At 70.6% G+C, this 24,615-nt stretch carries 26 protein-coding genes; 13 read left to right on the forward strand and 13 right to left on the reverse strand.

Annotated features, from left to right (window positions below):
- Positions 1-55: 55 nt before the first annotated feature.
- Both AC2IPW_RS05640 and AC2IPW_RS05645 read left to right on the forward strand, forming a co-directional pair.
- Positions 56-1,618, forward strand: a complete 1,563-nt coding sequence (locus AC2IPW_RS05640; protein WP_486376470.1) for a YhjD/YihY/BrkB family envelope integrity protein — start codon at positions 56-58, stop codon at positions 1,616-1,618.
- Positions 1,615-1,908 (forward strand): DUF3618 domain-containing protein, encoded by a 294-nt coding sequence (locus AC2IPW_RS05645; protein ID WP_003936384.1) that lies wholly within the window; start codon positions 1,615-1,617, stop codon positions 1,906-1,908. The genes AC2IPW_RS05640 and AC2IPW_RS05645 overlap by 4 nt, the downstream gene beginning before the upstream one ends.
- Positions 1,909-1,999: 91 nt before the next feature.
- On the opposite strand, the gene AC2IPW_RS05650 is transcribed toward AC2IPW_RS05645, so the two are convergent.
- The 8 genes from AC2IPW_RS05650 to AC2IPW_RS05685 all read right to left on the reverse strand — a co-directional run bounded on the left by AC2IPW_RS05650 (position 2,000) and on the right by AC2IPW_RS05685 (position 10,586).
- Positions 2,000-3,892: a propionyl-CoA synthetase gene (locus AC2IPW_RS05650; protein ID WP_486376471.1), complete on the reverse strand. Its 1,893-nt coding sequence runs from the start codon at positions 3,890-3,892 to the stop codon at positions 2,000-2,002.
- A 120-nt stretch (positions 3,893-4,012) separates the two neighbouring features.
- Entirely contained in the window at positions 4,013-5,515 is a 1,503-nt protein-coding gene (locus AC2IPW_RS05655; RefSeq protein WP_486376472.1) for a carboxyl transferase domain-containing protein, read from the reverse strand.
- Between the two features lie 9 nt (positions 5,516-5,524).
- Complete coding sequence (locus AC2IPW_RS05660; protein WP_486376473.1) at positions 5,525-6,721, reverse strand: ABC transporter permease; 1,197 nt, start codon at positions 6,719-6,721, stop codon at positions 5,525-5,527.
- On the reverse strand, positions 6,718-7,608 hold the full coding sequence (locus AC2IPW_RS05665; protein WP_003936380.1) for an ABC transporter ATP-binding protein: 891 nt from the start codon (positions 7,606-7,608) through the stop codon (positions 6,718-6,720). The genes AC2IPW_RS05660 and AC2IPW_RS05665 overlap by 4 nt, the downstream gene beginning before the upstream one ends.
- Positions 7,609-7,641: 33 nt before the next feature.
- The gene (locus AC2IPW_RS05670; protein ID WP_003936379.1) at positions 7,642-8,187 is read right to left on the reverse strand and encodes a hypothetical protein; all 546 of its coding nucleotides are present in this window, start codon (positions 8,185-8,187) and stop codon (positions 7,642-7,644) included.
- Entirely contained in the window at positions 8,184-8,474 is a 291-nt protein-coding gene (locus AC2IPW_RS05675) for a helix-turn-helix transcriptional regulator (RefSeq protein ID WP_003936378.1), read from the reverse strand. The genes AC2IPW_RS05670 and AC2IPW_RS05675 overlap by 4 nt, the downstream gene beginning before the upstream one ends.
- A gap of 103 nt (positions 8,475-8,577) precedes the next feature.
- Positions 8,578-8,952, reverse strand: a complete 375-nt coding sequence (locus AC2IPW_RS05680; RefSeq protein WP_003936377.1) for an RNA-binding S4 domain-containing protein — start codon at positions 8,950-8,952, stop codon at positions 8,578-8,580.
- Entirely contained in the window at positions 8,949-10,586 is a 1,638-nt protein-coding gene (locus tag AC2IPW_RS05685; protein ID WP_486376474.1) for an ABC-F family ATP-binding cassette domain-containing protein, read from the reverse strand. The genes AC2IPW_RS05680 and AC2IPW_RS05685 overlap by 4 nt, the downstream gene beginning before the upstream one ends.
- 86 nt (positions 10,587-10,672) lie before the next feature.
- On the opposite strand from AC2IPW_RS05685, the gene AC2IPW_RS05690 reads away from it, so the two are divergent.
- Positions 10,673-11,497 (forward strand): aldo/keto reductase, encoded by an 825-nt coding sequence (locus tag AC2IPW_RS05690; protein ID WP_289377706.1) that lies wholly within the window; start codon positions 10,673-10,675, stop codon positions 11,495-11,497.
- A 218-nt stretch (positions 11,498-11,715) separates the two neighbouring features.
- The gene (locus tag AC2IPW_RS05695) at positions 11,716-12,222 is read left to right on the forward strand and encodes a pyridoxamine 5'-phosphate oxidase family protein (RefSeq protein ID WP_054372909.1); all 507 of its coding nucleotides are present in this window, start codon (positions 11,716-11,718) and stop codon (positions 12,220-12,222) included.
- Between the two features lie 75 nt (positions 12,223-12,297).
- On the opposite strand, the gene AC2IPW_RS05700 is transcribed toward AC2IPW_RS05695, so the two are convergent.
- Both AC2IPW_RS05700 and AC2IPW_RS05705 read right to left on the reverse strand, forming a co-directional pair.
- A complete protein-coding gene (locus tag AC2IPW_RS05700; RefSeq protein ID WP_486376475.1) occupies positions 12,298-13,362 on the reverse strand; it encodes a S1C family serine protease in 1,065 nt (354 codons plus the stop codon).
- Positions 13,359-14,459, reverse strand: a complete 1,101-nt coding sequence (locus AC2IPW_RS05705) for an NAD(P)-binding domain-containing protein (protein WP_486376476.1) — start codon at positions 14,457-14,459, stop codon at positions 13,359-13,361. The genes AC2IPW_RS05700 and AC2IPW_RS05705 overlap by 4 nt, the downstream gene beginning before the upstream one ends.
- A 150-nt stretch (positions 14,460-14,609) precedes the next feature.
- Between AC2IPW_RS05705 and AC2IPW_RS05710 the strand changes: the two genes are divergently transcribed.
- From AC2IPW_RS05710 to AC2IPW_RS05730, 5 genes are all read left to right on the forward strand, one after another.
- Positions 14,610-15,497, forward strand: coding sequence for an SPFH domain-containing protein (locus AC2IPW_RS05710; RefSeq protein ID WP_003936371.1), 888 nt, complete (start codon positions 14,610-14,612; stop codon positions 15,495-15,497).
- A 15-nt stretch (positions 15,498-15,512) separates the two neighbouring features.
- Complete coding sequence (locus tag AC2IPW_RS05715; RefSeq protein WP_486376477.1) at positions 15,513-15,713, forward strand: type II toxin-antitoxin system antitoxin; 201 nt, start codon at positions 15,513-15,515, stop codon at positions 15,711-15,713.
- Between the two features lie 70 nt (positions 15,714-15,783).
- Positions 15,784-16,515: an enoyl-CoA hydratase gene (locus AC2IPW_RS05720; RefSeq protein WP_003936369.1), complete on the forward strand. Its 732-nt coding sequence runs from the start codon at positions 15,784-15,786 to the stop codon at positions 16,513-16,515.
- Positions 16,516-16,570: 55 nt separating this feature from the next.
- Positions 16,571-17,686, forward strand: coding sequence for an MBL fold metallo-hydrolase (locus AC2IPW_RS05725; RefSeq protein ID WP_289377701.1), 1,116 nt, complete (start codon positions 16,571-16,573; stop codon positions 17,684-17,686).
- Between the two features lie 110 nt (positions 17,687-17,796).
- Positions 17,797-18,561 carry a ZIP family metal transporter gene (locus AC2IPW_RS05730; RefSeq protein ID WP_416062885.1) on the forward strand — a complete coding sequence of 255 codons (765 nt, stop codon included), beginning with the start codon at positions 17,797-17,799 and terminating at the stop codon, positions 18,559-18,561.
- 6 nt (positions 18,562-18,567) lie between these two features.
- On the opposite strand, the gene AC2IPW_RS05735 is transcribed toward AC2IPW_RS05730, so the two are convergent.
- Entirely contained in the window at positions 18,568-18,912 is a 345-nt protein-coding gene (locus tag AC2IPW_RS05735) for a hypothetical protein (RefSeq protein WP_003936366.1), read from the reverse strand.
- A gap of 51 nt (positions 18,913-18,963) precedes the next feature.
- On the reverse strand, positions 18,964-19,887 hold the full coding sequence (locus AC2IPW_RS05740; RefSeq protein WP_486376478.1) for a LysR family transcriptional regulator: 924 nt from the start codon (positions 19,885-19,887) through the stop codon (positions 18,964-18,966).
- 99 nt (positions 19,888-19,986) lie between these two features.
- Here AC2IPW_RS05740 and AC2IPW_RS05745 point away from each other — a divergent pair, with 99 nt between their 5' ends.
- The 4 genes from AC2IPW_RS05745 (at position 19,987) to AC2IPW_RS05760 (ending at position 23,628) form a co-directional block, all read left to right on the forward strand.
- On the forward strand, positions 19,987-20,352 hold the full coding sequence (locus AC2IPW_RS05745) for a YybH family protein (RefSeq protein ID WP_486376479.1): 366 nt from the start codon (positions 19,987-19,989) through the stop codon (positions 20,350-20,352).
- 64 nt (positions 20,353-20,416) lie between these two features.
- Entirely contained in the window at positions 20,417-22,894 is a 2,478-nt protein-coding gene (locus AC2IPW_RS05750) for an HAD-IC family P-type ATPase (protein ID WP_486376480.1), read from the forward strand.
- Between the two features lie 96 nt (positions 22,895-22,990).
- Complete coding sequence (locus AC2IPW_RS05755; RefSeq protein WP_054372901.1) at positions 22,991-23,275, forward strand: antitoxin; 285 nt, start codon at positions 22,991-22,993, stop codon at positions 23,273-23,275.
- A gap of 125 nt (positions 23,276-23,400) precedes the next feature.
- Positions 23,401-23,628, forward strand: a complete 228-nt coding sequence (locus AC2IPW_RS05760) for an antitoxin (protein WP_054372900.1) — start codon at positions 23,401-23,403, stop codon at positions 23,626-23,628.
- Positions 23,629-23,852: 224 nt separating this feature from the next.
- Here AC2IPW_RS05760 and AC2IPW_RS05765 read toward each other — a convergent pair whose 3' ends face one another.
- On the reverse strand, positions 23,853-24,515 hold the full coding sequence (locus AC2IPW_RS05765; RefSeq protein ID WP_416062889.1) for a TetR/AcrR family transcriptional regulator: 663 nt from the start codon (positions 24,513-24,515) through the stop codon (positions 23,853-23,855).
- Positions 24,516-24,615: the final 100 nt, after the last annotated feature.

A 24,615-nucleotide genomic window follows, 5' to 3' on the forward strand; every position in this document is an offset into this window, starting at 1 on the left:
GTGGGTGCCCGGTCGCGGCGTTTGGTCCGCCGGTGCCACGGGTACCTCGGGAACCATGACCGCAGATCACCGGGTCCGCGACGGGTCGGAGGCCCGGGCCGAAGATTCGCGCAAACCCGACTCGCCGACCGACCTGACCAAACCGTCGTGGACGTACGTGCTGCGCAAGACTGCTCGCGAGTTCAGTCACGATCAGTGCACCGACCTCGCTGCCGGCCTGACCTACTATGCCGTCCTGTCGCTGTTTCCCGCTCTCCTCGTGGTCGTGTCGCTCCTCGGCGTGTTCGGCCAGGGGGCGACGACGGTGGACACGGTGCTGCAGCTGGTCGAGGATCTCGGGCCCACCGATGCGGTGAACACGCTGCGCGGCCCCGTCGAACAGCTGGTGCAGGCACCGACCGCGGGCCTGGCTCTGATCCTCGGTATCGCCGGCGCCCTGTGGTCGGCGTCCGGTTACGTCGGCGCGTTCGGCCGCGCCATGAACCGCATCTACGAGATCGAGGAGGGGCGGCCGATCTGGAAGTTGCGGCCCTGGATGCTCCTCATCACCGCGCTCGCCCTGATCGCGATGGGCGCGACGGCGCTCATGCTCGTCGTCAGCGGTCCCATCGCCAGGGCTGTGGGAGACGTGATCGGGCTCGGTGAGACTTCGGTGACGATCTGGAGCATCGCGAAGTGGCCGGTCATCCTGCTGCTCGTCATCATGATCATCGCGGTCCTGTACTACGCGACGCCGAACGTGTCGCAGCCCAAGTTCCGCTGGATCAGCCTGGGCGCGACCATCGCGATCGTCACGTGGATCGTGGCGTCCCTCGCGTTCGCCTTCTACGTCTCCAACTTCGGCAGCTACAACAAGACCTACGGCTCCCTCGCCGGCGCGATCGTCTTCCTCCTGTGGTTGTGGATCACCAACCTCGCGCTGCTGTTCGGCGCGGAGTTCGACGCCGAGCTCGAGCGCGGACGGCAGCTGCAGGCCGGCATCGAGGCGGAGGAGACGCTGCAGCTGCCGCCGCGGGACACCCGCAACATCGAGAAGAACGAGGAGAAGCGGCAGGAAGACATCGAACGCGGCCGCGAACTCCGCCTCGCGCACACCGTCCCGGGCCGCGAGATCGCCGACGATGCGGAGGGCGACAGACCGGCCCCAGCAGTCGCACGACCCCCAGAAGTCGCACGACACGGAAAGGACTCGACCATGACCGCGTCCCCCGGTGGCACGCCCAGCGCCACGGACCCGAGTGAACTGTCCACCGCGCAATTGACCGAGCGGCTCACCACCCAGGTGTCGATGCTCGTGCGCACCGAGGTCGGCCACGCCCTCGACGAGGTGAAAGCCAAGGGCACCCGGATCGGAGTGGGCGTCGGCATCTCCGGCGCCGGACTCATGCTGATCTACCTCGGCATCGGCGCCCTCATCGCAACGGCGATCCTGGGCCTCGCCACGGTGCTCTCCCCGTGGCTGGCCGCGTTGATCGTCTCGCTGGTCGTCCTGGCCATCGGCGGGACGTTGGCTGCCGTCGGTGCGTCGCGGGCGAAGAACTCGGCCCCACCGGTACCCAGCGAGACGGTGGAGAGTGTCCGCAAGGACGTGAACACCGTGAAGGAGCATGTGCGATGACCGGTCCCGACCCTGTACGCAACACCGAGGCCGCCGACGCGATGCCCAGCGTCGAGCAGCAACGCGCCGAACTCGCCGAGACGGTGGAGGCTCTCGCCCACAAGGTCGACGTCCCGGCCCGCGCGAAGTCGGCCGCCCAGGAGAAAGTGCACGAAGTCCAGGTGAAAGCGCAGGAACGTCCGCAGATCGTCGCCGCCGTCGTCGGGGGCATCGTTGCGGCCCTCGTCGTGGGCCGGGTGGCGCGTCGTCGCGGCAAGCGCAAGACGGTGCGCCGCCGTCGGAAGCGCTGAGCGGGAGGTCTCCGCGTCGAGAGGGAGGTTGTTGCGGCATCGCCCGGAAGGGCGTCGCAACAACCTCCCTCTCGACGTTTCGAGCGGCGGGTTATCCGCGCAGTTGCTGCTCGAGCGCCTCGAGCACCGACGGGTCCTCGATGGTGGACGGGACCGTGTACTGCTCGTGGTCGGCGATCTGCCGCATCGTCTTGCGGAGGATCTTGCCGGAGCGGGTCTTCGGCAGGGCCTGCACCACGGTGACGTCCCGGAACGTCGCCACCGCGCCGATCTGGTCGCGCACCATCGCCACGAGTTCCTGTCGCAGCGTCTCGGGGTCGATCTCGACACCGGACTTGAGCACTACGTACCCCGACGGCCGCTGACCCTTGAGCTCGTCGCGGATGCCGACGACCGCGCACTCGGCGACGGCCGGATGCGAGGCGACGACGGCCTCCATGCTTCCGGTCGACAGGCGATGGCCGGCGACGTTGATGACGTCGTCCGACCGGCCGAGGACGAAGACGTAGCCGTCCCCGTCGACGTAGCCGGAATCGCCGGTGAGGTAGTAGCCCGGGAACGTCTCCAGATACGACCGCCGGTAGCGGTCCTCGTCCTGCCACAGTCCGGTCAGTGTGCCCGGCGGCAGCGGCAGCGCGATCACGATGTTGCCCTCGGTGTTCGGTCCGACCGGCTTGCCCTCCGCATCGACGATGTCGAGGCGGTAGCCGGGTACCGGCACTGTCGGCGAGCCGGCCTTGATCGGCATGGACTCGAGTCCGCGCAGGTTTGCGGCGATCGCCCACCCGGTCTCGGTCTGCCACCAGTGATCGACGACGGGCCGGTCGAGCACCTTCGTCGCCCACTCGTAGGTGTCCGGGTCGAGCCGCTCGCCCGCCGCGAACAGCGTCCGGAGGGAGGAGATGTCGTAGTTCTCCAGTTCTTTCGCCTCGGGGTCCGCCTTGCGGACCGCGCGGATCGCGGTGGGGGCGGTGAACAGCGCGACGACGTCGTTCTCGTTGACGATGCGCCAGAACGCACCGGCGTCCGGCGTGCCCACCGGCTTGCCCTCGTACATCACGGTCGTCGCACCGATCAGCAGCGGGCCGTAGACGATGTACGAGTGGCCGACGACCCAGCCCACGTCGGAGGCCGTCCACCACACGTCGCCGGGGGAGATGTCGTAGATGTTGCGCATCGACCAGGTCAGGGCCACCGCATGCCCGCCGTTGTCGCGCACCACACCCTTCGGCTTCCCCGTGGTTCCGGATGTGTAGAGGATGTACAGCGGGTCGGTGGCGGCGACGGTCACCGGCTCGGCGGGATCCGCGTCGGCGACGAGTTCGTCCCAGTCGAACCACGCGGCGGCGGACGCCTTGTAGTCGGCCGCCGTGCCCGGGATCATCTCCCGGTTCTTGACGATCACGGTGTGCGGCGGGGTCTGCGACAGCGACAGCGCCTGTTCGACCATCGGCAGGTACTCGACGGTGCGGCCCGGTTCGAGTCCGCCGGAGGCGGTGACGAGCAGAACGGGCCGGGCGTCGTCGATGCGGGTGGCGAGCTCCTTGGCGGCGAACCCGCCGAACACCACCGAGTGCACGGCACCGATGCGGGCGCACGCGAGCATCGCGATCGCCGCCTCCGGGATCATCGGCATGTAGATCACGACGCGGTCGCCGGCAACGACGCCCTGATCGCGCAGCACCCCGGCGAACGCCGCGACCTCGTCCAGCAGCTCGGCGTAGGTGTAGGTGTGCTTGGCGGGGACCATCGCCGAGTCCCAGATCAGGGCGGGCCGGTCGCCGTGTCCGGCCTGCACGTGCCGGTCGAGGGCGTTGAAGCTGGTGTTGAGCGTGGCGTCGGGGAACCAGCGGAACGACGGTGCCTGCGAGCCGTCGAGGGCCCGCGTCGGCGCGGCCACCCAGTCCACGGCGCGGGCCGCCTCGAGCCAGAATCCCTCCGGATCCTCCACGCTCTGCCGGTAGGCCTCCGCGTACGAGCTCATCGATTCGCATCCTCTCTGACCACAGCTTGTGACGCCGACCACCCTATTCGAGATTCCTCGACGCGAGGCACTGCCCGTTCGGGCGGTGCGCCGGACGGCGCCTCGGCGTCGGTGAGCGGGTTACCGCGGCAGCCCCAGCTTCCGGTAGCGCTCGAGCCGCCGCCGGTACCGCAGCGTCGCGTCCTGACCGACGAGCATGCCGAGTTCACGGGCAACGGCGGCCCCGACGCGCTTGGCGAACTCGGTGGGCTCCGCCGCGGCGTCGGGGAACTCGGGGATCACACCGTCGACGACACCGTCGCGCAGCAGATCCCGGGAGCGGATGCCCTGGGCCGCTGCCATCTGTGGGGCGTGCGTGGTGTCGCGGTGCACGATCGCGCTGGCGCCTTCGGGCGGCAGCGGGGCGAGCCAGCCGTTCTGGGCGCACAGCACCCGGTCGGCGGGCAGCAGCGCCAGGGCGCCGCCGCCGGTGCCCTGCCCGAGGAGCACCGACACCGTAGGGGTCGGCAGAGTCACCAGGTCGGCCAGGCAGCGGGCGATCTCCGGCGCGAGTCCACGCTCCTCGGCCTCCTTCGACAACGAGGCTCCGAGCGTGTCGATCACCAGCACGAGAGGAAGGCGGAGCTCGTCGGCCAGCCGCATCGCGCGACGCGCCTCACGCAGCGCGCCCGGACCCATCGTCCGGGCCGCGGACTGGCCGCTGCGGTCCTGACCGAACAGCACGCACGACGCGCCGCGGAACCGGGCGAGGGAGACCAGCACGGTGCGGTCGGACTCGCCCTGTCCGGTGCCCGACAGCGGAACCTGCGCGGATGCCGCATGCCGCAGCAACTGCCGGATGCCGGGACGTTCCGGCCGGCGGGAGAGCATCACCGACTGCCACGCCGGGACGTCGGGCACGTCGTCGGCGGAGGTCACTGCGGGACCCGCCGACGCGTCGACGATCGTCGGCTCGGTGAGCACACGCAGCATCCGGTGCACGAGCCGGCGGACCCCGGCGAGAGGCACCACCCCGTCGATCACACCCTTCTGGGACAGGTTCTCGGCGGTCTGCACGCCCTCCGGGAAGTCCTCGTGGTAGAGCGCCTGATAGACGCGGGGCCCCAGGAAGCCGACGAGCGCACCGGGTTCCGCGGCGGTGACGTGCCCGAGCGAGCCCCACGAGGCGAACACCCCGCCGGTGGTGGGGTTGCGCAGGTACACGAGATAGCCGAGGTGCGCGGCCTTGTGGGCGGTGACGGCCGCCGCGATCTTGACCATCTGCACGAACGCGAGCGTGCCCTCCTGCATCCGGGTGCCACCGGAGGTGGGGGAGGCGAGCAGAGGCAGCTTCTCGCGAGTCGCGCGTTCCACGGCGAGGACGATGCGCTCGGCCGCCGCGACCCCGATCGATCCGGCGAGAAAGGCGAACTCGCAGGCGATCACCGCGATGCGGCGGCCGTGCACGGTTCCGACGCCGGTGATCACGGACTCGTCCACGCCGGACTTCGCCGCCGCGGCCTCCAGTTCGGCGCGGTACTGCTCGTCGGGGTGCACGTCGACGGGGGCGGTGTCCCAGGAGTGGAAGGTGCCTGCGTCGAGCACGCTGTCGATGAACTCCTGCGCCGAGATCCTGGGGGCCATGGCACGACCCTAGCGGTGCGCGCCCATCGCTTCCTTCCACGTGACGACGCGGCCGATGCGCAGGATGGACCTGCGGTAGATCCGCGCCCCGAGCACGCTCAGGGCGGCGGTCACGAGCAGCATCAGCACGATGGTGCCGACGATCTGCAGCGGTGTCGCCACACCGGCGGCGATGCGCAGCGGCATGAGGATCGCCGAGAACGGCGGGATCCAGCTCAGCACGGTGCTCCACGTCGACTCGGGGTCGTCGACCGACGAGAAGGCCGCGAAGAACATCGCGACGATCAGCACCATCAGCGGCGACGCCGTGGCGTTCACGTCCTCCTGCCGTGACACCATCGACCCGGCAGCGGCGTAGAGGACCGCGAAGAACGCGAACCCGAGGACGAACCAGCCCAGGGTGCCGGCGAGCGTGCCCAGGGCCGCGCCGGTCACGGTGAGTGTCCCGGTGGCGAGACCGGCACCGACCCCGGCCACTCCGTATGCGGTGAGTTGCAGCAGCCCCACGGCGCCGATGCCGACGATCTTGCCCCACAGCAGCTGCAGCGGGCGCAGCGTCGACAGCAGCAGTTCCACCACGCGCGACGACTTCTCCTCGACCACGCCCATCGCCACGTACATGCCGAACATCATGATCTGCATGTACAGCAGCACGACCGCGGCGATCGCCAGGGTGGTGCGCTGTCCCTGCTCGGGGTCCGGGGGGTCGAGGGCTTCGACGGTCACGGTGGCGCGGGCGGTGTCCGCGGCCAGCGCCGACGGGTCGACGCCGCGCGCAGTGAGGGCGTCGACCTGGGCCTGCTGCGCGACGGCCGTGTCGATCGTCGCGCGCAGGGCCGGATCGATCTCCGATTCGGCGACGGCGGTGACCGAACCTCCCGGGCCCGGGATCAGCGCGACGTCGAGTTCGCCGTCGCGTACCCGGTCGCGGCCGCTTTCGGCGTCGGGAATCTCGGAGACGTCGACGGAGCTGCCGGTGGCGTCTCCGATCGCGGTGATCGTCGCGCCGAGCGCCGGGTCGCCGACGACGCCGACGGTGGCGGGTTCGTCGTCGCCCGAGAACAGCGACACAGCGACGATGCCGCCGACGATGGCGAGCAGGATGATCGCGTTGCTGATCAGAAAACTCTTCTTGCGGACCTGGGTGAGGAACTCGCGGCGGGCCACCAGGGCCACGGCGTGGACGGGGCTCAACGGGGCGCTCACGCGGCCACCACCTCTCGGAACAGGTCGGTCAGGGTCGGGCGGTGGACGGAGAATTCGTGCACTGGACCGGTGGCGAGGGCGGCCCGGAGGATCTGCTGGTCGTCGGCGCCCTTCCCGAGCAGCAGAACGGTGCGGCCACCACCGTGGGCGACGGTGGTGACGCCGGGCAGATCGGCTGCCCAGCCCTCGGGGGCGTGCGGGGCGTGCACCTCGAGCCGGGCCGCGCCGTGGCCGCGCAGTTCGTCGACGGTGCCGACGGCGCGCATCGTTCCCTTGGAAATGATCCCGACCCGGTGGCAGAGCCGTTGCACGAGGTCGAGCTGGTGGCTCGAGAAGATCACCGGCACTCCGGTTTCCGCCTTCTCGATCAGCACGTCGCTCATCACGTCGACGGCCACGGGGTCCAGGCCCGAGAACGGCTCGTCGAGGACCAGCACCTTCGGGTCGTGCACCAGGGCGGCGGCGAGCTGGACCCGCTGCTGGTTACCGAGGGAGAGCGCGTCGACGGCATCGTCCACCCGCTCGGCGATGCCCAGCCTGCTCGTCCAGCGTGCGACGGCCGCATCGGCGTCGGATCGGGAAAGTCCGTGCAGGCGAGCAAGGTACGACAGCTGCGCCCCGACCTTCATCTTCGGGTACAGCCCTCGTTCCTCCGGCATGTACCCGATGGTGCGGCGCACGTCGAGGTCGACGGGCCGGCCGTCGAGCCGGACCGCACCGGAGTCGGCCGCGAGCACACCGAGGACGATCCGCATGGTGGTGGTCTTCCCGGCGCCGTTGCTGCCGACGAAGCCGAACAACTCGCCGGGTCGCACATCGAAGGTGACGTCGTCGAGTGCGACGACGTCACCGTATCGTTTCGAGACACCGTCGATCGTGAGGGTCACGTTTCCTCCGTATTCCTCGGGTTGTCTTGCAAATCAGTCGATCTCGTCCGGATCAGGGGTGTTCCAGGCCAGGATCATGGCGGGCAGGCAGCCGCCGACGAGTGTCGCGGTCAACGTCATCAGCCCGCCGGCGTACGCCATCCGCGGATGCATGCCGTCGGTCTGCACGCTGCCCACGACGAGGTAGAGCACCGGAATCATGACCAGGGCCTGGGTGACGGTCAGGGCGATGGAGCGAGCGCTGTTGCGTTCCTGGATCTCTCGTTCGTCGAGCGCGGCGCGCGGGGCGTCACCCTGGCGGCCCGAGACGATCTGGAGCGAGATCCAGACGGGGAAGAACACGAGGCACGCCGGCAGCCACAGCAGCGGTGCCCGCTCGAAGAAGTGGCACAGCACGCTCACGGTGAACATGAGAACGAACGTCGCGGCGAGGGCTACCACGAGGACGCGACGTCGCCGGCGAGTACGCCAGCGCGGCAGCATGTTCCGGAACTTCTCCTCGTTCTTCAGGAAGCGCCGGGTGCGGAACGCCTCGTACCGCGCGAGGAGAGTGGTGTCGTGCACGGGCATCTCGGTCACTGTGCGTCACGTCCTTCGGTTGCGGTGCGAATGCGGTACACCTCGGTGGACAGCGGCCCGAATTCGTTGCGGGAGAACACGGCTTCGACCGGCAGGCCGAAGACGTCGCAGATCCGGAAGGCCAGGTCGAGGCTGGGGTAGTGGTCGCCGCGCTCGAGGGCGCCGACGGTCTGGGGATTGACGTCGACGAGTTCCGCGAGTTGCGCGCGGCTCATTCCGCGTTCCGCGCGCAGGACACGGATGCGGTTGTGGATCGGCAGGGTTTCCCCCCGACGGACCGGGCTCATGCAACGAATTGTTGTAAAAACACAACGGTTCGTCAAGTGGGATTCGCCGGATCGCATGCGAAACAACCATCGGTACGGTTGTCGATGTCCGAAACGGGTGCGGCTATTCGAGCAGCCCCCGCAGCCGGTCGAGTTCGCGACGGTCCCGCTTGGTGGGCCGGCCCGCACCGCGGTCCCGGCGCGGGAGGGAGGCCAGGATCTCCCGGGGCGGAGGTGGGGGACTGTGGTCCTCGTAGGCCTGTGCTGCGATCGGTGCACCCACCCGTTTGGTGAGCAGCTGCGTCACGCGCACGATCCGTTCCGCCCCGGCGACCCGCACCCGCACCTCGTCGCCGACCTTCACCGCCTGCGACGGTTTCGCGGGGGCGTCGTTGACCCGCACGTGCCCGCCCCGGCACGCGGCCGCGGCTGCGGACCGTGTCTTGAACAGGCGCACCGCCCAGGTCCAGCTGTCGACTCGCACACTGCCCGCCGTCATGCCGGGTCCTCCGTCAGCCGCCCGCCGTCGAGGTGCCATCGGCGGGTCGAACGGGTGGTGGCCAGCATCCGGCGGTCGTGGGTGACCAGCACCAGCGTGCCCTCGAAGCTGTCGACGGCCTGCTCGAGCTGCTCGATCGCGGGCAGGTCCAGGTGGTTCGTCGGTTCGTCGAGCACCAGCAGGTTCACCCCCCGGGCCTGCAGCAGGGCGAGTCCGGCCCGGGTGCGTTCCCCCGGTGACAGCGACGACGCGGACCGCAGCACGTGATGGCCCTTGAGTCCGAACTTCGCGAGCAGCGTCCGCACTTCCGCATCCGGCCAGTCCGGCACCTGCGCGGCGAACGCGTCCACGAGCGGCTCGTCGCCCTCGAACAGCGCGCGCGCCTGATCGATCTCGCCGATCTTCACCCCCGACCCAAGGGCCGCGGTGCCCGTGTCGAGGCGGATCCGGCCCAGCAGTGCGCGCAGCAGCGTCGTCTTCCCCGCGCCGTTCGGGCCGGTGAGGACGATCCGGTCCCCCCACTGCACCTGCGTGGTGACGGGCCCGAGCACGAAGTCGCCCCGGTCGACGCACGCGCCGTTCAGGGTGGCCACCACCGCGCCGCTGCGCGGCGCCGCGGCGATCGACATGCGCAGCTCCCACTCCTTGCGCGGCTCCTCGACGACGTCGAGCCGCTCGATGCGGCGCTGCGTCTGCCGTGCTTTCGCCGCCTGCTTCTCGGTGGCCTCGGCACGGAACTTCCTGCCGACCTTGTCGTTGTCCTTGGACTTGCGCCGGGCGTTGCGGACCCCGTGCTCGAGCCAGTTGCGTTGCATCCGGGCGCGATCCTCGAGCTCCTGCTTGGTGTCCGCGTACTCCTCGTACGTTTCGCGGGCGTGCTTCCGCGCCACCTCGCGTTCGACGAGGTACGCCTCGTAGCCGCCGTCGTACACCGCGATCTGCTGCTGCGCGGAATCCAGTTCGACGATTCCGGTGACCGTGCGGGCCAGGAACTCGCGGTCGTGGCTGATCACCATCAGCGCGGTGCGGGTTTCGGCGACGAAACGCTCGAGCTGGTCGAGCCCGGCCAGGTCGAGGTCGTTGGTGGGTTCGTCGAGCAGCAGCACGTCGTACCGCGACAGCAGCAGGGCCGCCAGCCCGGCCCGCGCCGCCTGTCCCCCCGACAGGCCCGTCATGGGCGCGTCCAGCCCGACGTCGAGGCCCAGGTCGGCGACGACCTTCTCGGCGCGTTCGGCGAGATCCGCGCCGCCGAGGGCGAGCCAGCGCTCCAGCGCGGGGGTGTAGTCGTCGACGTCGGTGGTCCCCAGCGCCTCGGCCGCGGCGTTCATCGCGTGCTCGGCGTCGGTGACGCCCGTTCGCCGGCCGAGAAAGCCGAGGATCGTCTCGCCCGGGACGCGCTCGGGTTCCTGCGCGAGATACCCCACGGTGGCGTCGGGCGGACTGAATGCGACCGTGCCGGTGACGTCGGCGGTGCCCACCCCGGCGAGCGTCGTGAGCAGGGTCGACTTGCCTGCGCCGTTCGCGCCGACCAGGCCGATCACGTCGCCGGGCGCGACGGTCAGATTCAGGTCGGTGAACAGAGTGCGTTCGCCCCGGGAGGCGGACAGGCCGCTGATGCGCAGTGTTGCAGTCACCACTCGATTATCCCCACGCGGGCTGGTGGGTTTCCGGATGGTGGGATAGGGGGAACATCGGGCGGCCGGAACCCGTTGGGCCGATCATGACCGTTCCCACGATCACCCTCAACGACGGCAACACCATTCCACAGCTCGGCTTCGGCCTCTGGCAGGTCGAGGACGACCGGAGCTACGACGCGGTGACCGAGGCCCTGCGGGTGGGCTACCGCAGCATCGACACCGCGGCGATCTACGGCAACGAGGCCGGCACGGGCCGCGCGCTGCGCGACTCGGACGTCCCACGCGACGAGCTGTTCGTCACCACCAAGCTGTGGAACAGCGACCAGGGCTACGACTCGACGCTGCGCGCCTTCGACACGAGCCTCGATCGGCTCGGCCTCGACTATGTCGACCTGTACCTGATCCACTGGCCGGCACCGGGCCAGGACCGCTACATCGACACCTTCCGCGCCTTCCAGAAGATCAAGGCCGAGGGCCGGGCCCGTTCGATCGGTGTCTCCAACTTCCGGATCGAGGATCTCGACCGGCTGATCGACGCCGTCGGCGAGGTTCCGGCCGTCAACCAGATCGAACTGCATCCGCGGTTCGATCAGGCCGAGCTGCGGGCCTACCACACGGGTAAGGGCATCGCGACCGAGGCGTGGAGTCCCCTCGGCCAGGGCACCGTGCTCGACGACCCCACACTGACGGCCATCGCGCAGGCTCACGGCCGCAGCGTCGCGCAGGTGATCCTGCGCTGGCACATCCAGCTCGGCAACATCGTCATCCCGAAGTCCGTCACCCCCGAGCGCATCGCGAGCAATTTCGACGTCTTCGGCTTCGAGCTGTCCCCGGACGACCTCGACCGGATCCGCGGGCTGCACGACGACAGCGGCCGCATCGGCGGGGACCCCGCCACGTTCTCCTGATCGTCGGCGTCGGCGTCGGCGTCGGCGGCGGCGGTGGTGGCGGTGGCGGTGCAGTGGTGGTGCTGGCGGCCGAATGTGACATGCGTTCGATCTGATCGACGCAATGTGACATTCGGCCACCACATTCGGTCCGCACACTCGGCTTGCGCGATGAGTTCTCCCGGTCCGGCCGGTCGGTACCGATACGGGCTCCGGCCGGAGCCGGGAGAGGAGTCGTCGTGAGTACACCGGTCACCACTACCGTCGATGCGCGTTTCGGGGACGACGGGGAGCCGCCCCTGCCGTGGCCCGACACCGAGGAGCTGCTCGAGTCCGCGCAGCTGTACTGGCTCAGCACGGTCCGGCGCGACGGCGTCCCGCACGTGACGCCGCTGATCGGACTGTGGCAGGCGGGCGGATTCGTCTTCTGTACGGGTCCGGGCGAGCAGAAGACCCACAACCTCCGGCACAACGATGCCGTCGCGGTCACGACGGGTGTCGCGACCTGGGCGGCCGGCACGGACGTCGTCGTCGAGGGGCGCGCCCGCCGGGTCACCGACGGCGACGAGCTGCGCGCCGTCGCCGAGGCGTACTTCGTCAAGTACGGCCAGCAGTGGCGTTTCGAGGTCCACGGTGACGCCGTCGGCCCGGTGGACGATCCGGGTTGGGTCTTCCGCGTCGTGCCGAGCAAGGTGCTCGTCTTCGCGAAGGGGCCGTTCGGTCAGACCACCCACCGGTTCGCCTGACCTGCCCGTGACCGAATGTCACATTCGGTCGACGTGACCGACTGAATGTGACATTCGGCCAAGGGGGTTCGGGGGTCAGCGTGGCGGGCCGGCGTCCAGCACGACGCGGGCGGTGTGTTGCCGGCCGGCGGCGTCGAGCCAGCCGATCTCCACGCTGTCGCCCGGTCGGCGCGCCATCAGCATCTCCTCGAGGTCCACCGTGGTCGTGACGGGGCGCCCGTCGAACGCGACGATGACGTCGCCGATCTCGAGGCCGGTGCCGGCGGCGGGGGTGCCGTAGCCGACCCACAGCACTTCGGCGCCTGTTTCCTCGTTGCCGGTCCGGTCGGTGGTGACGCTCACTCCGAGCAGCGGCGTCGGGCCGACGTGCACCGTCCCGGCGCTCGTCCCGGCACGGACCTGGTCCACCACGTCGAGGGCGGTCCCGATGGGCACCGCGTACGCCTCGGGTGGGTCGGGGACGGCGGCCGGGTCCGGTTCGACCGCCCCGGCGGTGTTGACCCCCACGACGGTGCCGAACGCGTCGACGAGCGGACCGCCGGAGTCTCCGGGCCGGATCGCCGCGCTGACCTGCAGCATTCCGCGCAGCCGGCGTAGGGATCCGTCCATCGAGTCGCGTACCGACACCGTCTTGTCGACGGCGACGATCGTGCCGGGTGCGGGCACGACGACGCCGCCGCCGTCCGCGTTGCCGAAGGCCGTCACGGGCGCGCCCGGTTGCGGGAGCGGAGTCTCGGTCACGGCCGCGACCGGCAGATCGGCGGCGGAGCCGAGTTGCAGTACGGCGATGTCGAGGGTGGAGTCGTAGCCGAGCACCGCGACGTCGTAGCTCGCGCCGGTGTGAGGACTCACCGCGCTGATGTCGGTGGCCCCGGTGACGACGTGGTGGTTGGTGAGCACCGTGCCGTCGGCGGTGAGGACGATGCCGGTGCCCGAGATTCCGCGCCAGCCGCGGCTCGCGGTGAGGGTGACGACGGCCGGAGCGATCCGTGCCGAAACCTCCTCCGCCGTGGGCGGCACGATCGGCGGGGCGGGTGCCGGGGGCGGTGGCGGCGGCACGGCGATCTCGACCGTCGCCGGTGCGGTGAGCACCAGGCCGGCGGCCACCATCGCCAGAACGGCGCCGAGGCGGCGGATCACGGCCCCGGCGCGGTAGCCGCGAGGTGGTCGACGAGTTCGCGGGCGGCGGCGCGTCCGGCACGGTTCGCGCCGATGGTCGACGCCGAGGGCCCGTACCCGACGAGATGGATCCGCGGGTCCGCCGCGACCTGCGTCGCCAGCTTGCCCGTCATGGTGATTCCGCCGCCGGGATTACGCAGGCCGAGGGGAGCGAGATGGTCGAGGGAACTGCGAAAACCGGTGCACCACAGGATGACGTCCACGTCGAGCGTGGTGCCGTCGGACCAGCGGACGCCGGTCTCGGTGATCTCCTCGAACATCGGGAGGCGGTCGAGGGCGCCGCGCTCACGCGCCGCGCGGATCGCCGGCGTGACCGGCAGACCGGTCACCGACACCACCGAGCCCGGCGGCAGCCCCTGTCGTACCCGCTCCTCGACGAGTGCGACGGCGGACCGCCCGAGTTCCGGCGTGAAATCCTCGTCACGCCAAGCGGGTTCGCGACGAGTGACCCACGTCGTTTCGGTGACGCGGGAGATCTCGTCGAGCAGCTGTACCGCCGAGATGCCGCCGCCGACGACGAGGACATGACGGCCGGCGAACTCGTCGGCGCTGCGGTAGTCCCGGGTGTGCAGCTGGCGCCCGCGGAAGCGCATGGCTCCCGGATACCACGGCACGAAAGGATGTTCCCACGTGCCGGTGGCGTTGACCAGCCCGCGGGCGGAATACACCCCGTGGTCTGTCTCCACCCGCAGGCGCTCGCCGCGGTCGCACACCACGCCGACCTGGACGGGGCGGTGCACCGGCAGGTGGAAGCGCGCCTCGTAGGCGCGGTAGTACTCGGGCACCGCGGCGGAGGCCGGGACCTGTCCGGCGGTGGTGTCGACCGCCTCGGAGAACGGCCACCCCGGCAGGTCGTGCACTCCGTTGACGGTGCTCAGCGTCAGTGACGGCCACCGCTGCTGCCACGCGCCGCCGGGGCCGAACGACCGGTCCAGGACGACGAACCCGGACTGCGGTTCGACGCCGAACCGTTGCAGGAAGTAGGCGGTGGACAGCCCGGCCTGGCCCGCGCCGATCACGACGACGTCGACGGCGGTGGCCGGTGCGTCCGTCGTCATCGCCGCTCTCCCTTCCGTGGCCCGTCTTCATGATGCACCGACGTGTCCGTCGCGTGATGCACCGACGTGTCCGTTGCCGCTGTCCGGCCGACCGATAATGTGATATCACTTTAATATCTCATTGAACTTCTCCGGGAAGGGAGTCCCGCCATGTCCGCCACCCCCTCCGTCGTCACGGAGCGACCCGGAAGGTCCGTCGACGGCTGGTCCGTCCTCGCGATCGCGCTCGCCGTGGATGCCGCGGCCGTGGCGCTCGTCGTGTTCGGCGCGCTGAACCGCAACGTCGCGCTCATCGTGGTCGGAGCGGTGCTGATCGTCCCTGCCACCGTGGCGCTCGCCGGCCTGGTCCTCGTCGAGCCCAACGAGGCGCGGGTGCTGCAGTTGCTCGGCAGCTCGTACTCGGGCACCCTCCGCAAGGACGGGCTGCGCTGGATGAATCCGCTCAACACCCGGCGCAAGGTCTCGACCCGGATCCGCAACCACGAGACCGGGATCGCCAAGGTCAACGACGCCGACGGTAACCCCATCGAGATCTCGGCGGTCATCGTGTGGCAGGTCGAGGACACCGCCCGGGCCGTGTTCGATGTCGACGACTTCGAGGAGTTCGTCGCCGTGCAGACCGAGGCCGCGGTCCGTCACATCGCCGGTAGCTACCCGTACGACGCGGGCCCGGAGACGTTGTCGCTGCGGCAGAACGCCGACGAGATCACCTCGAGGCTGTCCGCCGAAGTCGACGAGCGGGTCGGATCCGCCGGCGTGCGGGTCGTCGAATCCCGGATCAACCGGCTCGCGTACGCGCCCGAGATCGCGCAGGCCATGCTGCGCCGGCAGCAGGCGGGTGCGGTCATCGCCGCGCGTGAGCAGATCGTCAAGGGCGCGGTCGGCATGGTCGCAACCGCCCTCGAACAGCTCGAGAAGGAACACACCATCGAACTCGACGAGGAGCGCAGGGCCGCGATGGTGAGCAACCTGCTCGTGGTCCTGTGCGGCGACCAGAGTGCGCAACCGGTGCTCAACACCGGGTCGCTCTACGCCTGACGCGTCGTCGACACCATGGACGAACGCAAGAAGCTGCTGCTCCGGCTCGATCCTGCGGTCCACGACGCGCTCGCACGGTGGGCCGCCGACGAGTTGCGCAGCACCAACGCACAGATCGAGTTCCTGCTCCGTCGTGCGCTGAGCGAGGCAGGACGCATGCCGCGCGAGGCCGGGCGCATCCGCAAGCCCGGCCGGCCGCGCGCGGACGAGGACTGAGGCGGAGCGCCCTCGCGCCTGCCCGCGGCGGGTGCGATGATGCGTGCCGTCGACGAAAGGTGAAGCACACATGATGGGGATCAGCCGTGACGGCGACGTGGTCACGCTCGAACTGCGGCGCGAGGAGCGCCGCAACGCGCTCAACACCGAGCTGTGCGTCCAGGTCCGGGAGGGACTCGAGGAGGCTCTCGACGGGGGTGCGCGTGCGGTCGTGATCACCGGGCGCGGCTCGAGCTTCTGTGCCGGCGCCGACCTGTCGGGCGACGTCTACGCGGAAGGATTCCTCGACAGCCTGGGGGAGATGCTCCGTGCAATCCAGGAGGCGCCCGTCCCGGTGATCGCCGCGATCAACGGCCCCGCGATCGGAGCGGGCACCCAGCTCGCCCTCGCGGCGGACCTGCGGGTCGTCGCACCGGGGGCTCGATTTGCGATTCCGGCGGCGCGTCTCGGTATCTCGGTGGACCGTTGGACGGTGCGGCGACTCGTCGCCCTGCTCGGCGGCGGCCCCGCGCGGGCCGTGCTGCTCGCCGCCGAACCGGTCGACGCACACGAAGCGGTCGACCGCGGCTTGGCCAACCGGATCGGCGATCTCGTCGCCGCGCAGTCCTGGGCACGCGAGATCGCCGAACTCGCCCCGTTGTCGCTGCACGCGATGAAGCTGTTCCTCAACGACGACGGCACGCGCGACGAGCCGTCGCCCGAGCAGACGGCCGCGCTCGCCGAGGCGTGGCTCAGCGAGGACGCCCAGGAGGCGCGCCGGGCCCGCACGGAACGCCGGGCGCCGGTCTTCCGCGGTCGCTGAGGCGCGACCGCGCCAGCCGAGCGCGCCCGCGTCCCTGCGCCCCTACAGTGGTGGGGTGAGCGTCAAGCAGACCGCCTCGTCCGCCCTTGCCGGCGCCGGCTTGCTGTGGGTGGCGCGGGCCGCCCGCGGCGTCCCGGGCACGATCGGCGCGACCCCGGCGGACATCCGCCCGTACGCCGCCGGGTCCCCCCGGTATCGGAACGGGCGCTTCCACAACTCGGAGCCGAGTAGCACCGTGCTGCCCGAGGCCGGCGGCAGCCTCGTCAAGGACATGCTCACCCGGCGGTCCTCCGGGGTGCCGCGCGACGCGGTGCCGCTCGCGCCGCAGCTCGCCCCGGTGCAGGCCGCGGAGCTCGCGGTGACCTGGTACGGCCACTCGAGTGCCCTTCTCGAGATCGACGGCCACCGGATCCTCGCCGACCCGGTGTGGAGCGAGCGGGTCTCGCCGTCGCCGGCCGTGGGCCCGGCCCGGTTGCACCCGTCGCCGGTGGAGCTGGCGGAACTGCCGCCGATCGACGCCGTCGTGATCTCCCACGACCACTACGACCATCTGGATCGCGGGACCGTCGAGGCCCTCGCGGCCACGCAGCCCGAGGCCCGGTTCCTGGTCCCGCTCGGCGTGGGGGCGCACCTGCGCCGGTGGCGGATCCCCGCCGACCGGATCGTCGAGCTGGACTGGGACCAGCACACCGAGGTGGGTGCGCTCACCGTCACCTGCACCGAGGCGCGGCACTTCTCCGGCCGCGGCCTGATCCGCAACATCACGTTGTGGTCGTCGTGGGTGATCGCCGGGCCGACGCGGCGGGTGTTCTTCGGCGGCGACAGCGGCTACACGCCCCGGTTCGCCGACCTGGGAGACCGCTACGGGCCGTTCGATCTGACGTTGCTGCCGGTGGGCGCGTACGACCCGCGCTGGCCCGACGTGCACATGAACCCGGAGGAGGCCGTGCGCACGCACACCGACCTCGGCGGCTGCGACTATCCCAGCCTGCTCGTCCCCGTGCACTGGGGCACCTTCAATCTGGCGTTCCACGCGTGGTCGGAGCCGATCGCGCGGCTCCTGCCGGCCGCGCGGGCGGAGGGGGTGCCCACGGCCGTGCCGATGCCGGGCCAGCGGGTCGACGCGCTGCGGCCGGGCTCGCAGGATCCGTGGTGGGTTCCACTCGGCTGACTTCGGTTCGGTTGACTTCGGTGCGCCGGTAGGGTTTCTGGCCCGTCGCCGCGGGTATCCGGTCGTCCGTCGGGGAGCGTCGGAGGGAGGGCCGGGTCATCGTCGAATCGTTGCTTTTCGGGGTCATCGCGTCGAGCGCGCTGGTGCTCGGCGCGTTGGTGGGCGGATGGGTGGAAATCCCCAAACGCGTTCTCGCGGCGATGCTGGCGTTCGCCGCCGGCGCGCTCATCACCGCCTTGTCGTTCGAGTTGTTCGAGGATTCGTACGAGAAGGGTGGCATCTGGCGTGCGGCGATCGGCCTCGTCGTCGGCGCCGTCGTGTTCACCGCGCTCAGCGCGTGGCTGGACCGGGTGGCCGAGGGTCGCCGCGAAAAGGACCACGGCAGTGAAAAACTCGACGTCGATGCGGCCGCCGAGGAAACCGCGCCGTCGTCGTCCTCGGTCAGCGGGGCCGCCGGGCTGGCGCTGCTGGCGGCGGTCACCCTCGACGGGGTGCCCGAGAACGTGGCGCTGGGTGTGTCCCTGGGGGAGGGCACCGGCGGTCTCGCTCTGCTGGTCGCGATCTTCGTGTCCAACTTCCCGGAGTCGCTCGTCGGCAGCGCCTCCATGCGCGCCCAGGGCCGGTCCCGGAAATACATCCTCGGAATGTGGGTGGCGTGCGCCGCGCTGCTGACCGTCGCCGTCGTCGTCGGAGCCGGGCCACTGGCGGTGACCCCGCCCGAGACGATCTCCCTGCCCTTGGCGTTCGCGGCGGGCGCGGTGCTGGCCTCGCTGGCCGACACCCTGATGCCGGAGGCCTACGAGAAGGGCGGTCCCACGGTGGCGCTGAGCACCGCCGCGGGATTCGTGCTCTCGTTCGTCCTCGCGACGCTGTGAGCGGCGTCAGCTCGTCGCGGCGGCCCGCTTGCGTTCGACGAGTGCCCGGGTGACGAAGAAGGCGATCGCCACACTCGCGACGGTGCGCACCAGCCGGTTGACGTCCACGGCCGGCTGCCACGACAGCTTGCCGCCGCTGATGACGTACGCGCCCACCGGGCGAGCACCCACCCCGAAGCCGCCGCCCTCACCGTTCTCCCCGTCGGGTGAGTAGCCCCCACCGCCGCCGGCCCCGCCGGAGACCACGGCCGCGGTGATGACGGTCAGGCCGTCCTTCTCGACCGGTTCCGAGTACACGCGCTTGACGGTCACCGTGTCGCGCGCCTTGGCCATCAGTTCCTCGAGATTCACTTCCGCCCCCTGTCCGTCGTGGATTCGACTCCGGCCGGCCGGCCGCGCCCCTCATTCTCGGCCGCGCCCCGGCGCCGGGGAAGTGTCCAAGGTCCCTGCGCGCGCGAACGCGCGACGGCTGTGCCGGACGAATTCGCGCAGCGCCGGAGCGCCGGTATCCGACCAGACCAGCGACAGCACCGCGGGCGCGGTGGCGTCGTCCACAGTGAGGCCACACAACCGCCCCTCGAAATACTCGACCATCGAGCGGCTGAGGATCGCCACGCCCAGTCCGCGGACGGCGAGGTCGGCGACGGTGTCCGGCGAACTGGCCTGCAGGGCGATGTCGGGGCGCAGGCCGGCGGCGGCGCACGCCCGGTCGAACACGGTCCGGATGCCGGTGCCCGGGGGCATGGACACGACGGGGTGGGCGCACACGTCCGCGAGGGTGAGACGGGCGCGTTCGGTGAGCGGGTGACCGGGCGGCACGGCGGCGACGATCGGTTCGCTGACGAGGGTGAGCGCCTCGAGACCCGGGGGCGGGGCGGCGGCGGTGCCGACGAGGGCGAGGTCCACCGTGGCGGCACGTACCCGCTCGACGAGCCGGTCGGAGGCATCCTCGACGAGGGTGATCTCGACGCCGGGGTGCGCGTGGTGGAACGCGGCCAGTGCGTCGAACAGTCCGGTGACGGTGCAGGCGGTGACCATGCCGACCACCAGCCGTCCCCGGAGCAGGGCCGTCACCTCCTCGACTGCCTGCCGGGCGGCCGCGGCGGACGCCAACGCCGCCCGGGCGTGCGGCAGTGCCGCCTTTCCGGCCGTGGTCAGGGTGGCGGCACGGGTGGAACGGTCGAACAGGACGGCGCCGAGGTCGCGCTCGAGCCGGCGGATCTGGGCGCTGATCCCGGACTGGCTGATGTGGACGCGGTGAGCGGCACGGGTGAAGTTCGCCTCCTCGGCCACCGCGACGAAGTACTCGAATTGCCGCAGTTCCATAACCCAGGATTCTAGATTCCATCGATATGATCTGTTGGACTTCTCGAGGCGCGCGGCGGACCCTGGAGGTGTCCACGTCCGTTCGCAGAGAGGATCGTCATGTCGAACGATGAGAAGGCTTGGCAGCCAGAGGATCTCACCCGCCTGTTCGTCGAGCGGTCCAACGCCGGCGACGCCGCGGGGGTGGCCGCCCTGTACGAGGAGGACGCCGTGATGGCCTACCCACCGGGCAGCCACACGGTGGGACGCGAGGCCATCCGCCGCCTGTGGGAACAGGTGCTCGAGCACGCGCCCCGATTCGAGCCCGAGCCGCCGCTGCCGACCCTGATCAGCGGTGACCTCGCGCTGACCGCCACACCGCCGAAGGACGGCGCCGGCGCCCGGGCCCAGGTGGCCCGCCGCCAGCCCGACGGCAGCTGGCTGCGGGTGCTCGACCAGCCCGAGTTCGTCCGCCCGGACCGCTGAGCCGGGTCGCGAGCCGCGTCACGGTGTGGGGGCGGATCGCAACGGGTGGCTTAGCCTGTTTCCCATGGCAGCAGAGGAGCCCACCGCGGTCGCCGACCAGGCAGCTGTGCCCCCCACCGACGCGCGGCACGTCGAGCTGGGTCTGACCACCGAGCAGGTCGCCGAACGGGTGGCCCGGGGCGCCACCAACGACGTGCCGGACCGGGCGTCGCGGTCCGTCGGAGAGATCGTCCGCGCCAACGTCTTCACCCGCATCAACGCGATCCTCGGCGTCCTGCTGGCCATCGTCCTGGCCACCGGGTCGATCATCGACGGCATGTTCGGCCTGCTGATCATCCTCAACAGCGCCATCGGCATCGTGCAGGAGATCCGCGCCAAGTGGACCCTCGACCGGCTCGCGATCGTCAGCCAGGCCAAGCCCCTCGTCCGCCGCGACGGCGTCGTGGCCGAGCTGCCGCCGCACGACGTCGTGCTCGACGACATCATCGAACTCGGACCCGGCGACCAGGCGGTGGTCGACGGGGTCGTCGTCGAGACCGAGGGGCTCGAACTCGACGAATCTCTGCTCACCGGCGAGGCCGACCCCGTGCACAAGGAACTCGGTGCGCGAGTCCTCTCGGGCAGCTTCGTCGCGGCGGGCAGCGGCGCCTACCGCGCCACGAAGGTCGGCCGCGATGCGTATGCGGCCAGGCTCGCCGAGGAAGCCAGCAAGTTCACGCTCGTGCACTCGGAACTGCGCTCGGGAATCGACAAGATCCTGAAATTCATCACTTACCTGATGATTCCGGCCGGCCTGCTCATCATCTACAACCAGCTGTTCTCGAGCGGCCAGCCCCTCGGTCCCGCGCTCAGCGGCATGGTCGCGGCCCTCGTGCCGATGGTTCCCGAGGGGCTGGTGCTGATGACGTCGATCGCGTTCGCCGTGGGCGTGATCCGTCTCGGTCACCGGCAGTGCCTCGTGCAGGAACTGCCGGCCATCGAGGGGCTCGCCCGCGTCGACGTGGTGTGCGCCGACAAGACCGGCACGCTCACCGAGAACGGCATGCGCCTGGCAGACCTGGTGTGCGTCGACGGCAGCGACGAGACGGCCGTCCGTGCCGCCCTCGCGGCGATGGCGGCCGACGATCCTCGTCCCAACGCCAGCGTCCTCGCCGTACGCGAGGCCCTGCCCGACGACCCCGGCTGGGGCGATGCCACCGCCGCCGCCCCGTTCTCGTCGGCGAAGAAGTGGAGCGGTCAGTCCTACGGCACTCACGGCAACTGGGTGCTTGGCGCCCCCGACGTGCTCCTCGACCCGGCCTCGGCGACGGCCCGGCAGGCCGAGGAGCTCGGCGCGCAGGGATTGCGGGTGTTGCTCCTCGGGCGATGCGAGCGCGCCGTCGACGACCCGCAGGCCCCCGGCACCGTCACCGCGCAGGCCCTCGTGGTGCTCGAACAGCGGGTACGGCCCGACGCCAAGCCCACCCTCGAGTACTTCGCGAACCAGCACGTCGACGTCAAGGTCATCTCCGGCGACAATGCCGTCTCGGTCGGCGCCGTCGCGACGTCGCTCGGCCTGCCGCACGCCGAGCATCCCGTCGATGCGCGCGCCCTCCCGGAGGACCGCGACCGGCTCGCCGACACCCTCGACTCGGCCACCACGTTCGGACGTGTGCGCCCGGACCAGAAGCGCGCGATGGTCGGCGCGCTGCAGTCGCGCGGGCACACCGTCGCCATGACCGGCGACGGCGTCAACGACGTGCTGGCGCTCAAGGACGCCGACATCGGGGTCGCGATGGGGTCCGGCAGCCCGGCCACCCGCGCGGTCGCGCAGATCGTGTTGCTGGACAACAAGTTTGCGACCCTGCCCTACGTCGTGGCCGAGGGACGCCGGGTGATCGGCAACATCGAGCGGGTGTCGAACCTGTTCCTCACCAAGACCGTGTACTCCGTGCTGCTGGCCTTCCTGGTCGGGCTGTCGGGTGCGCTGTCCCAGGTGTTCGACTACGAGCCGCTGCCGTATCCGTTCCTGCCGCGGCACGTGACGATCGCGGCCTGGTTCACCATCGGAGTCCCCGCGTTCATCCTCTCGCTCGCGCCCAACAACGAACGGGCCCGTTCCGGATTCGTCTCGCGCGTGATGCGCCTGGCGATCCCGTCGGGGGTGATCATCGGCGTCAGCACCTTCGTCTGCTACCTGCTGGTGTACGCCGGGCCCGACCAGACCGAGGCGCAGAAGATGCAGGCCGGCACCGCGGCGTTGATCACCCTGATCATGATCGCGTTGTGGGTGCTCGCCGTGGTGGCCCGGCCGTACGTGTGGTGGAAACTGGTGCTGCTGGCCGGTTCGGTGCTCGGCTACGTCGTCCTGTTCGCCTTCCCGTTCGCCCGCGAGTTCTTCGCCCTCGACGTGTCGAACGTCGGTGCCATGGTCACGGCGTTCACCTGCGGGGCGATCGGCGTGGTCCTCGTGGAGGTCTCGTGGTGGGTGACCGGGCGGATCCACGGTGAGCACCGTCGGCTGTTCGCCGCCAGTGAGGACCTGCTGCCCGGCGAGCACTGACCGGGGACGAGGTCACTACGCCGACCGCGGCATGTTTGGGAACGGGCCTGCGGTGGCACGCTGAGGCATCGATCCCCGAGCGGAAGGAGCAGGCAGATGGGTTTGAAGGATTCCATCAAGGGCCTGGTCGACAAGGGCAAGGCCTACGCGGAGCAGAACCCGGACAAGGCCGGCCAGTTCGTCGACAAGGCGGGCGACGCCGCCGACGCCCGGACGGGCGGCAAGTACGCCCAGCACGTGGACAAGGTGCAGGATGCCGCGAAGAAGCACCTCGGCACCGCAGACAATCCCGTCCCCGGAACGACCCCGGCGCCCGGAGGGCAGCCCGGTCCGGAGGCGGACCCCGGACCGCAGGCGCAACCGGGTCCACGCACGCCGTAGTTGCGCACGTGCTCGGCGGGCGACCCCGGCCGGGGATCTCCCGCCGAGCTGGTGGCACGGTCGGCTCTGCCGGTGGCACGCTGGTGAGGACCCACGAATGCACACGGAGAAGGGGTGAGCCTGCGATGCGATTCATGGATTCGGTCAAGGGTCTGGTCGGCAAGGGCAAGGACTATGCCCGGAAGAACCCGGACACGGTGAATCGCGCCATCGACAAGGCCGGGGATCTCGCCCGGACCAAGGGACCGCGAAAGTACTCCCGGCACGTCGGCAAGGCGCAGGACGCGGTGAAGAAGACCCTGGGAACCGAACGTCGCGGGCCCGGCCCGGAACCCGGGCCCGACGTCCGATAGCGAGTCGGCGGCACGGCCCACGTCCGGTCGCAGCCTGCTGTGTGGCAGGCTGGGCCCGCTCGCTCTTTCGGACGAAAGGGATGCGACGTGGGCTTCATGGATTCGGTGAAGGGGATCGTCGACAAGGTGCAGGACGCGGCCCGGACGGCACTGCGCGCCGAATAGGCCGCGCCGACCGGCCCGCGCCCGGTCGCTCACGCTCGGGAGCGACCGGTGCCCGCGCGCTACCCGAGCAGGTGCGCGTAGTCGTCGCGGCGCTCGGCCGGGAGAAGAGTGTTCAGCACGAAGCGGGTCTGGAGCCGGATGTAATCGTCGAGCGAGTAGATCGCACCGAAATGCCAGTGCTTGAGCGCCCAGCCGTGTGCCAGCAACATGATGTCGAAGACCATCAGGTCGACGTCGACCGGACTCATCACGCCCGCCTCGATCCCCGCGTCGAGCGCGGCGCGCAGCGGCGCCGACGACTCGACCTCGAGCTCCTTGATCCGGGCCCGCCCGGCCGCGTCGAGGGTGCGGCTCTCGCGGTAGGTGAGCACCGTGGCGTCGAGGTTCTCGTCCACGATCTCGATGTAGCGGCGCATCCCGGCGACGAGCCGGTCGATCGGGTCGTCGCCGACGGCGTCCATGGCCGGTTCGAGCTGGTCGCGGAAGGCGTCGAGGATCGCGAGGATGGTGGCGAGGAGGACGTCCTCCTTGCCACCGAAGTACTTGTAGATCAGCCCGACGCTGACCCCGGCCTCGTCGGCCAGCGCCTGCATGGACATCTGGTGGAACCCGGTCCGTTGCATGACCGTCACGGCTGCGTCGAGCACCTGCTTGCGCCGGGAGCTGGTGCGGACGGCTCGCACGGCCTCGTCCACGGGTAGCGCGTCGTGGTCGGTGGTCATGGTGGTGCTCCTCGTCGCCGCTGGGTCGGATCCACAGTACCGAGTGATCCGGGCGGGTCGTCCGGCGCAGCCCCGGGCGACGGAGATCCCGCGACGGTCC

The organism is Rhodococcus sp. NS-SX18 (genome assembly GCF_057367935.1).

Bases quoted from the DNA above. Each gene is read 5' to 3' on its own strand.
- AC2IPW_RS05750 (WP_486376480.1), top strand. From the start codon at position 20,417: ATGGCAGCAGAGGAGCCCACCGCGGTCGCCGACCAGGCAGCTGTGCCC.
- AC2IPW_RS05715 (WP_486376477.1), top strand. From the start codon at position 15,513: ATGGACGAACGCAAGAAGCTGCTGCTCCGGCTCGATCCTGCGGTCCAC.
- AC2IPW_RS05760 (WP_054372900.1), top strand. From the start codon at position 23,401: ATGCGATTCATGGATTCGGTCAAGGGTCTGGTCGGCAAGGGCAAGGAC.
- AC2IPW_RS05765 (WP_416062889.1), bottom strand. From the start codon at position 24,515: ATGACCACCGACCACGACGCGCTACCCGTGGACGAGGCCGTGCGAGCC.
- AC2IPW_RS05645 (WP_003936384.1), top strand. From the start codon at position 1,615: ATGACCGGTCCCGACCCTGTACGCAACACCGAGGCCGCCGACGCGATG.
- AC2IPW_RS05675 (WP_003936378.1), bottom strand. From the start codon at position 8,474: ATGAGCCCGGTCCGTCGGGGGGAAACCCTGCCGATCCACAACCGCATC.
- AC2IPW_RS05655 (WP_486376472.1), bottom strand. From the start codon at position 5,515: ATGGCCCCCAGGATCTCGGCGCAGGAGTTCATCGACAGCGTGCTCGAC.
- AC2IPW_RS05755 (WP_054372901.1), top strand. From the start codon at position 22,991: ATGGGTTTGAAGGATTCCATCAAGGGCCTGGTCGACAAGGGCAAGGCC.
- AC2IPW_RS05745 (WP_486376479.1), top strand. From the start codon at position 19,987: ATGTCGAACGATGAGAAGGCTTGGCAGCCAGAGGATCTCACCCGCCTG.
- AC2IPW_RS05720 (WP_003936369.1), top strand. From the start codon at position 15,784: ATGATGGGGATCAGCCGTGACGGCGACGTGGTCACGCTCGAACTGCGG.
- AC2IPW_RS05690 (WP_289377706.1), top strand. From the start codon at position 10,673: ATGACCGTTCCCACGATCACCCTCAACGACGGCAACACCATTCCACAG.
- AC2IPW_RS05710 (WP_003936371.1), top strand. From the start codon at position 14,610: ATGTCCGCCACCCCCTCCGTCGTCACGGAGCGACCCGGAAGGTCCGTC.
- AC2IPW_RS05740 (WP_486376478.1), bottom strand. From the start codon at position 19,887: ATGGAACTGCGGCAATTCGAGTACTTCGTCGCGGTGGCCGAGGAGGCG.
- AC2IPW_RS05640 (WP_486376470.1), top strand. From the start codon at position 56: ATGACCGCAGATCACCGGGTCCGCGACGGGTCGGAGGCCCGGGCCGAA.
- AC2IPW_RS05650 (WP_486376471.1), bottom strand. From the start codon at position 3,892: ATGAGCTCGTACGCGGAGGCCTACCGGCAGAGCGTGGAGGATCCGGAG.
- AC2IPW_RS05705 (WP_486376476.1), bottom strand. From the start codon at position 14,459: ATGACGACGGACGCACCGGCCACCGCCGTCGACGTCGTCGTGATCGGC.
- AC2IPW_RS05680 (WP_003936377.1), bottom strand. From the start codon at position 8,952: ATGACGGCGGGCAGTGTGCGAGTCGACAGCTGGACCTGGGCGGTGCGC.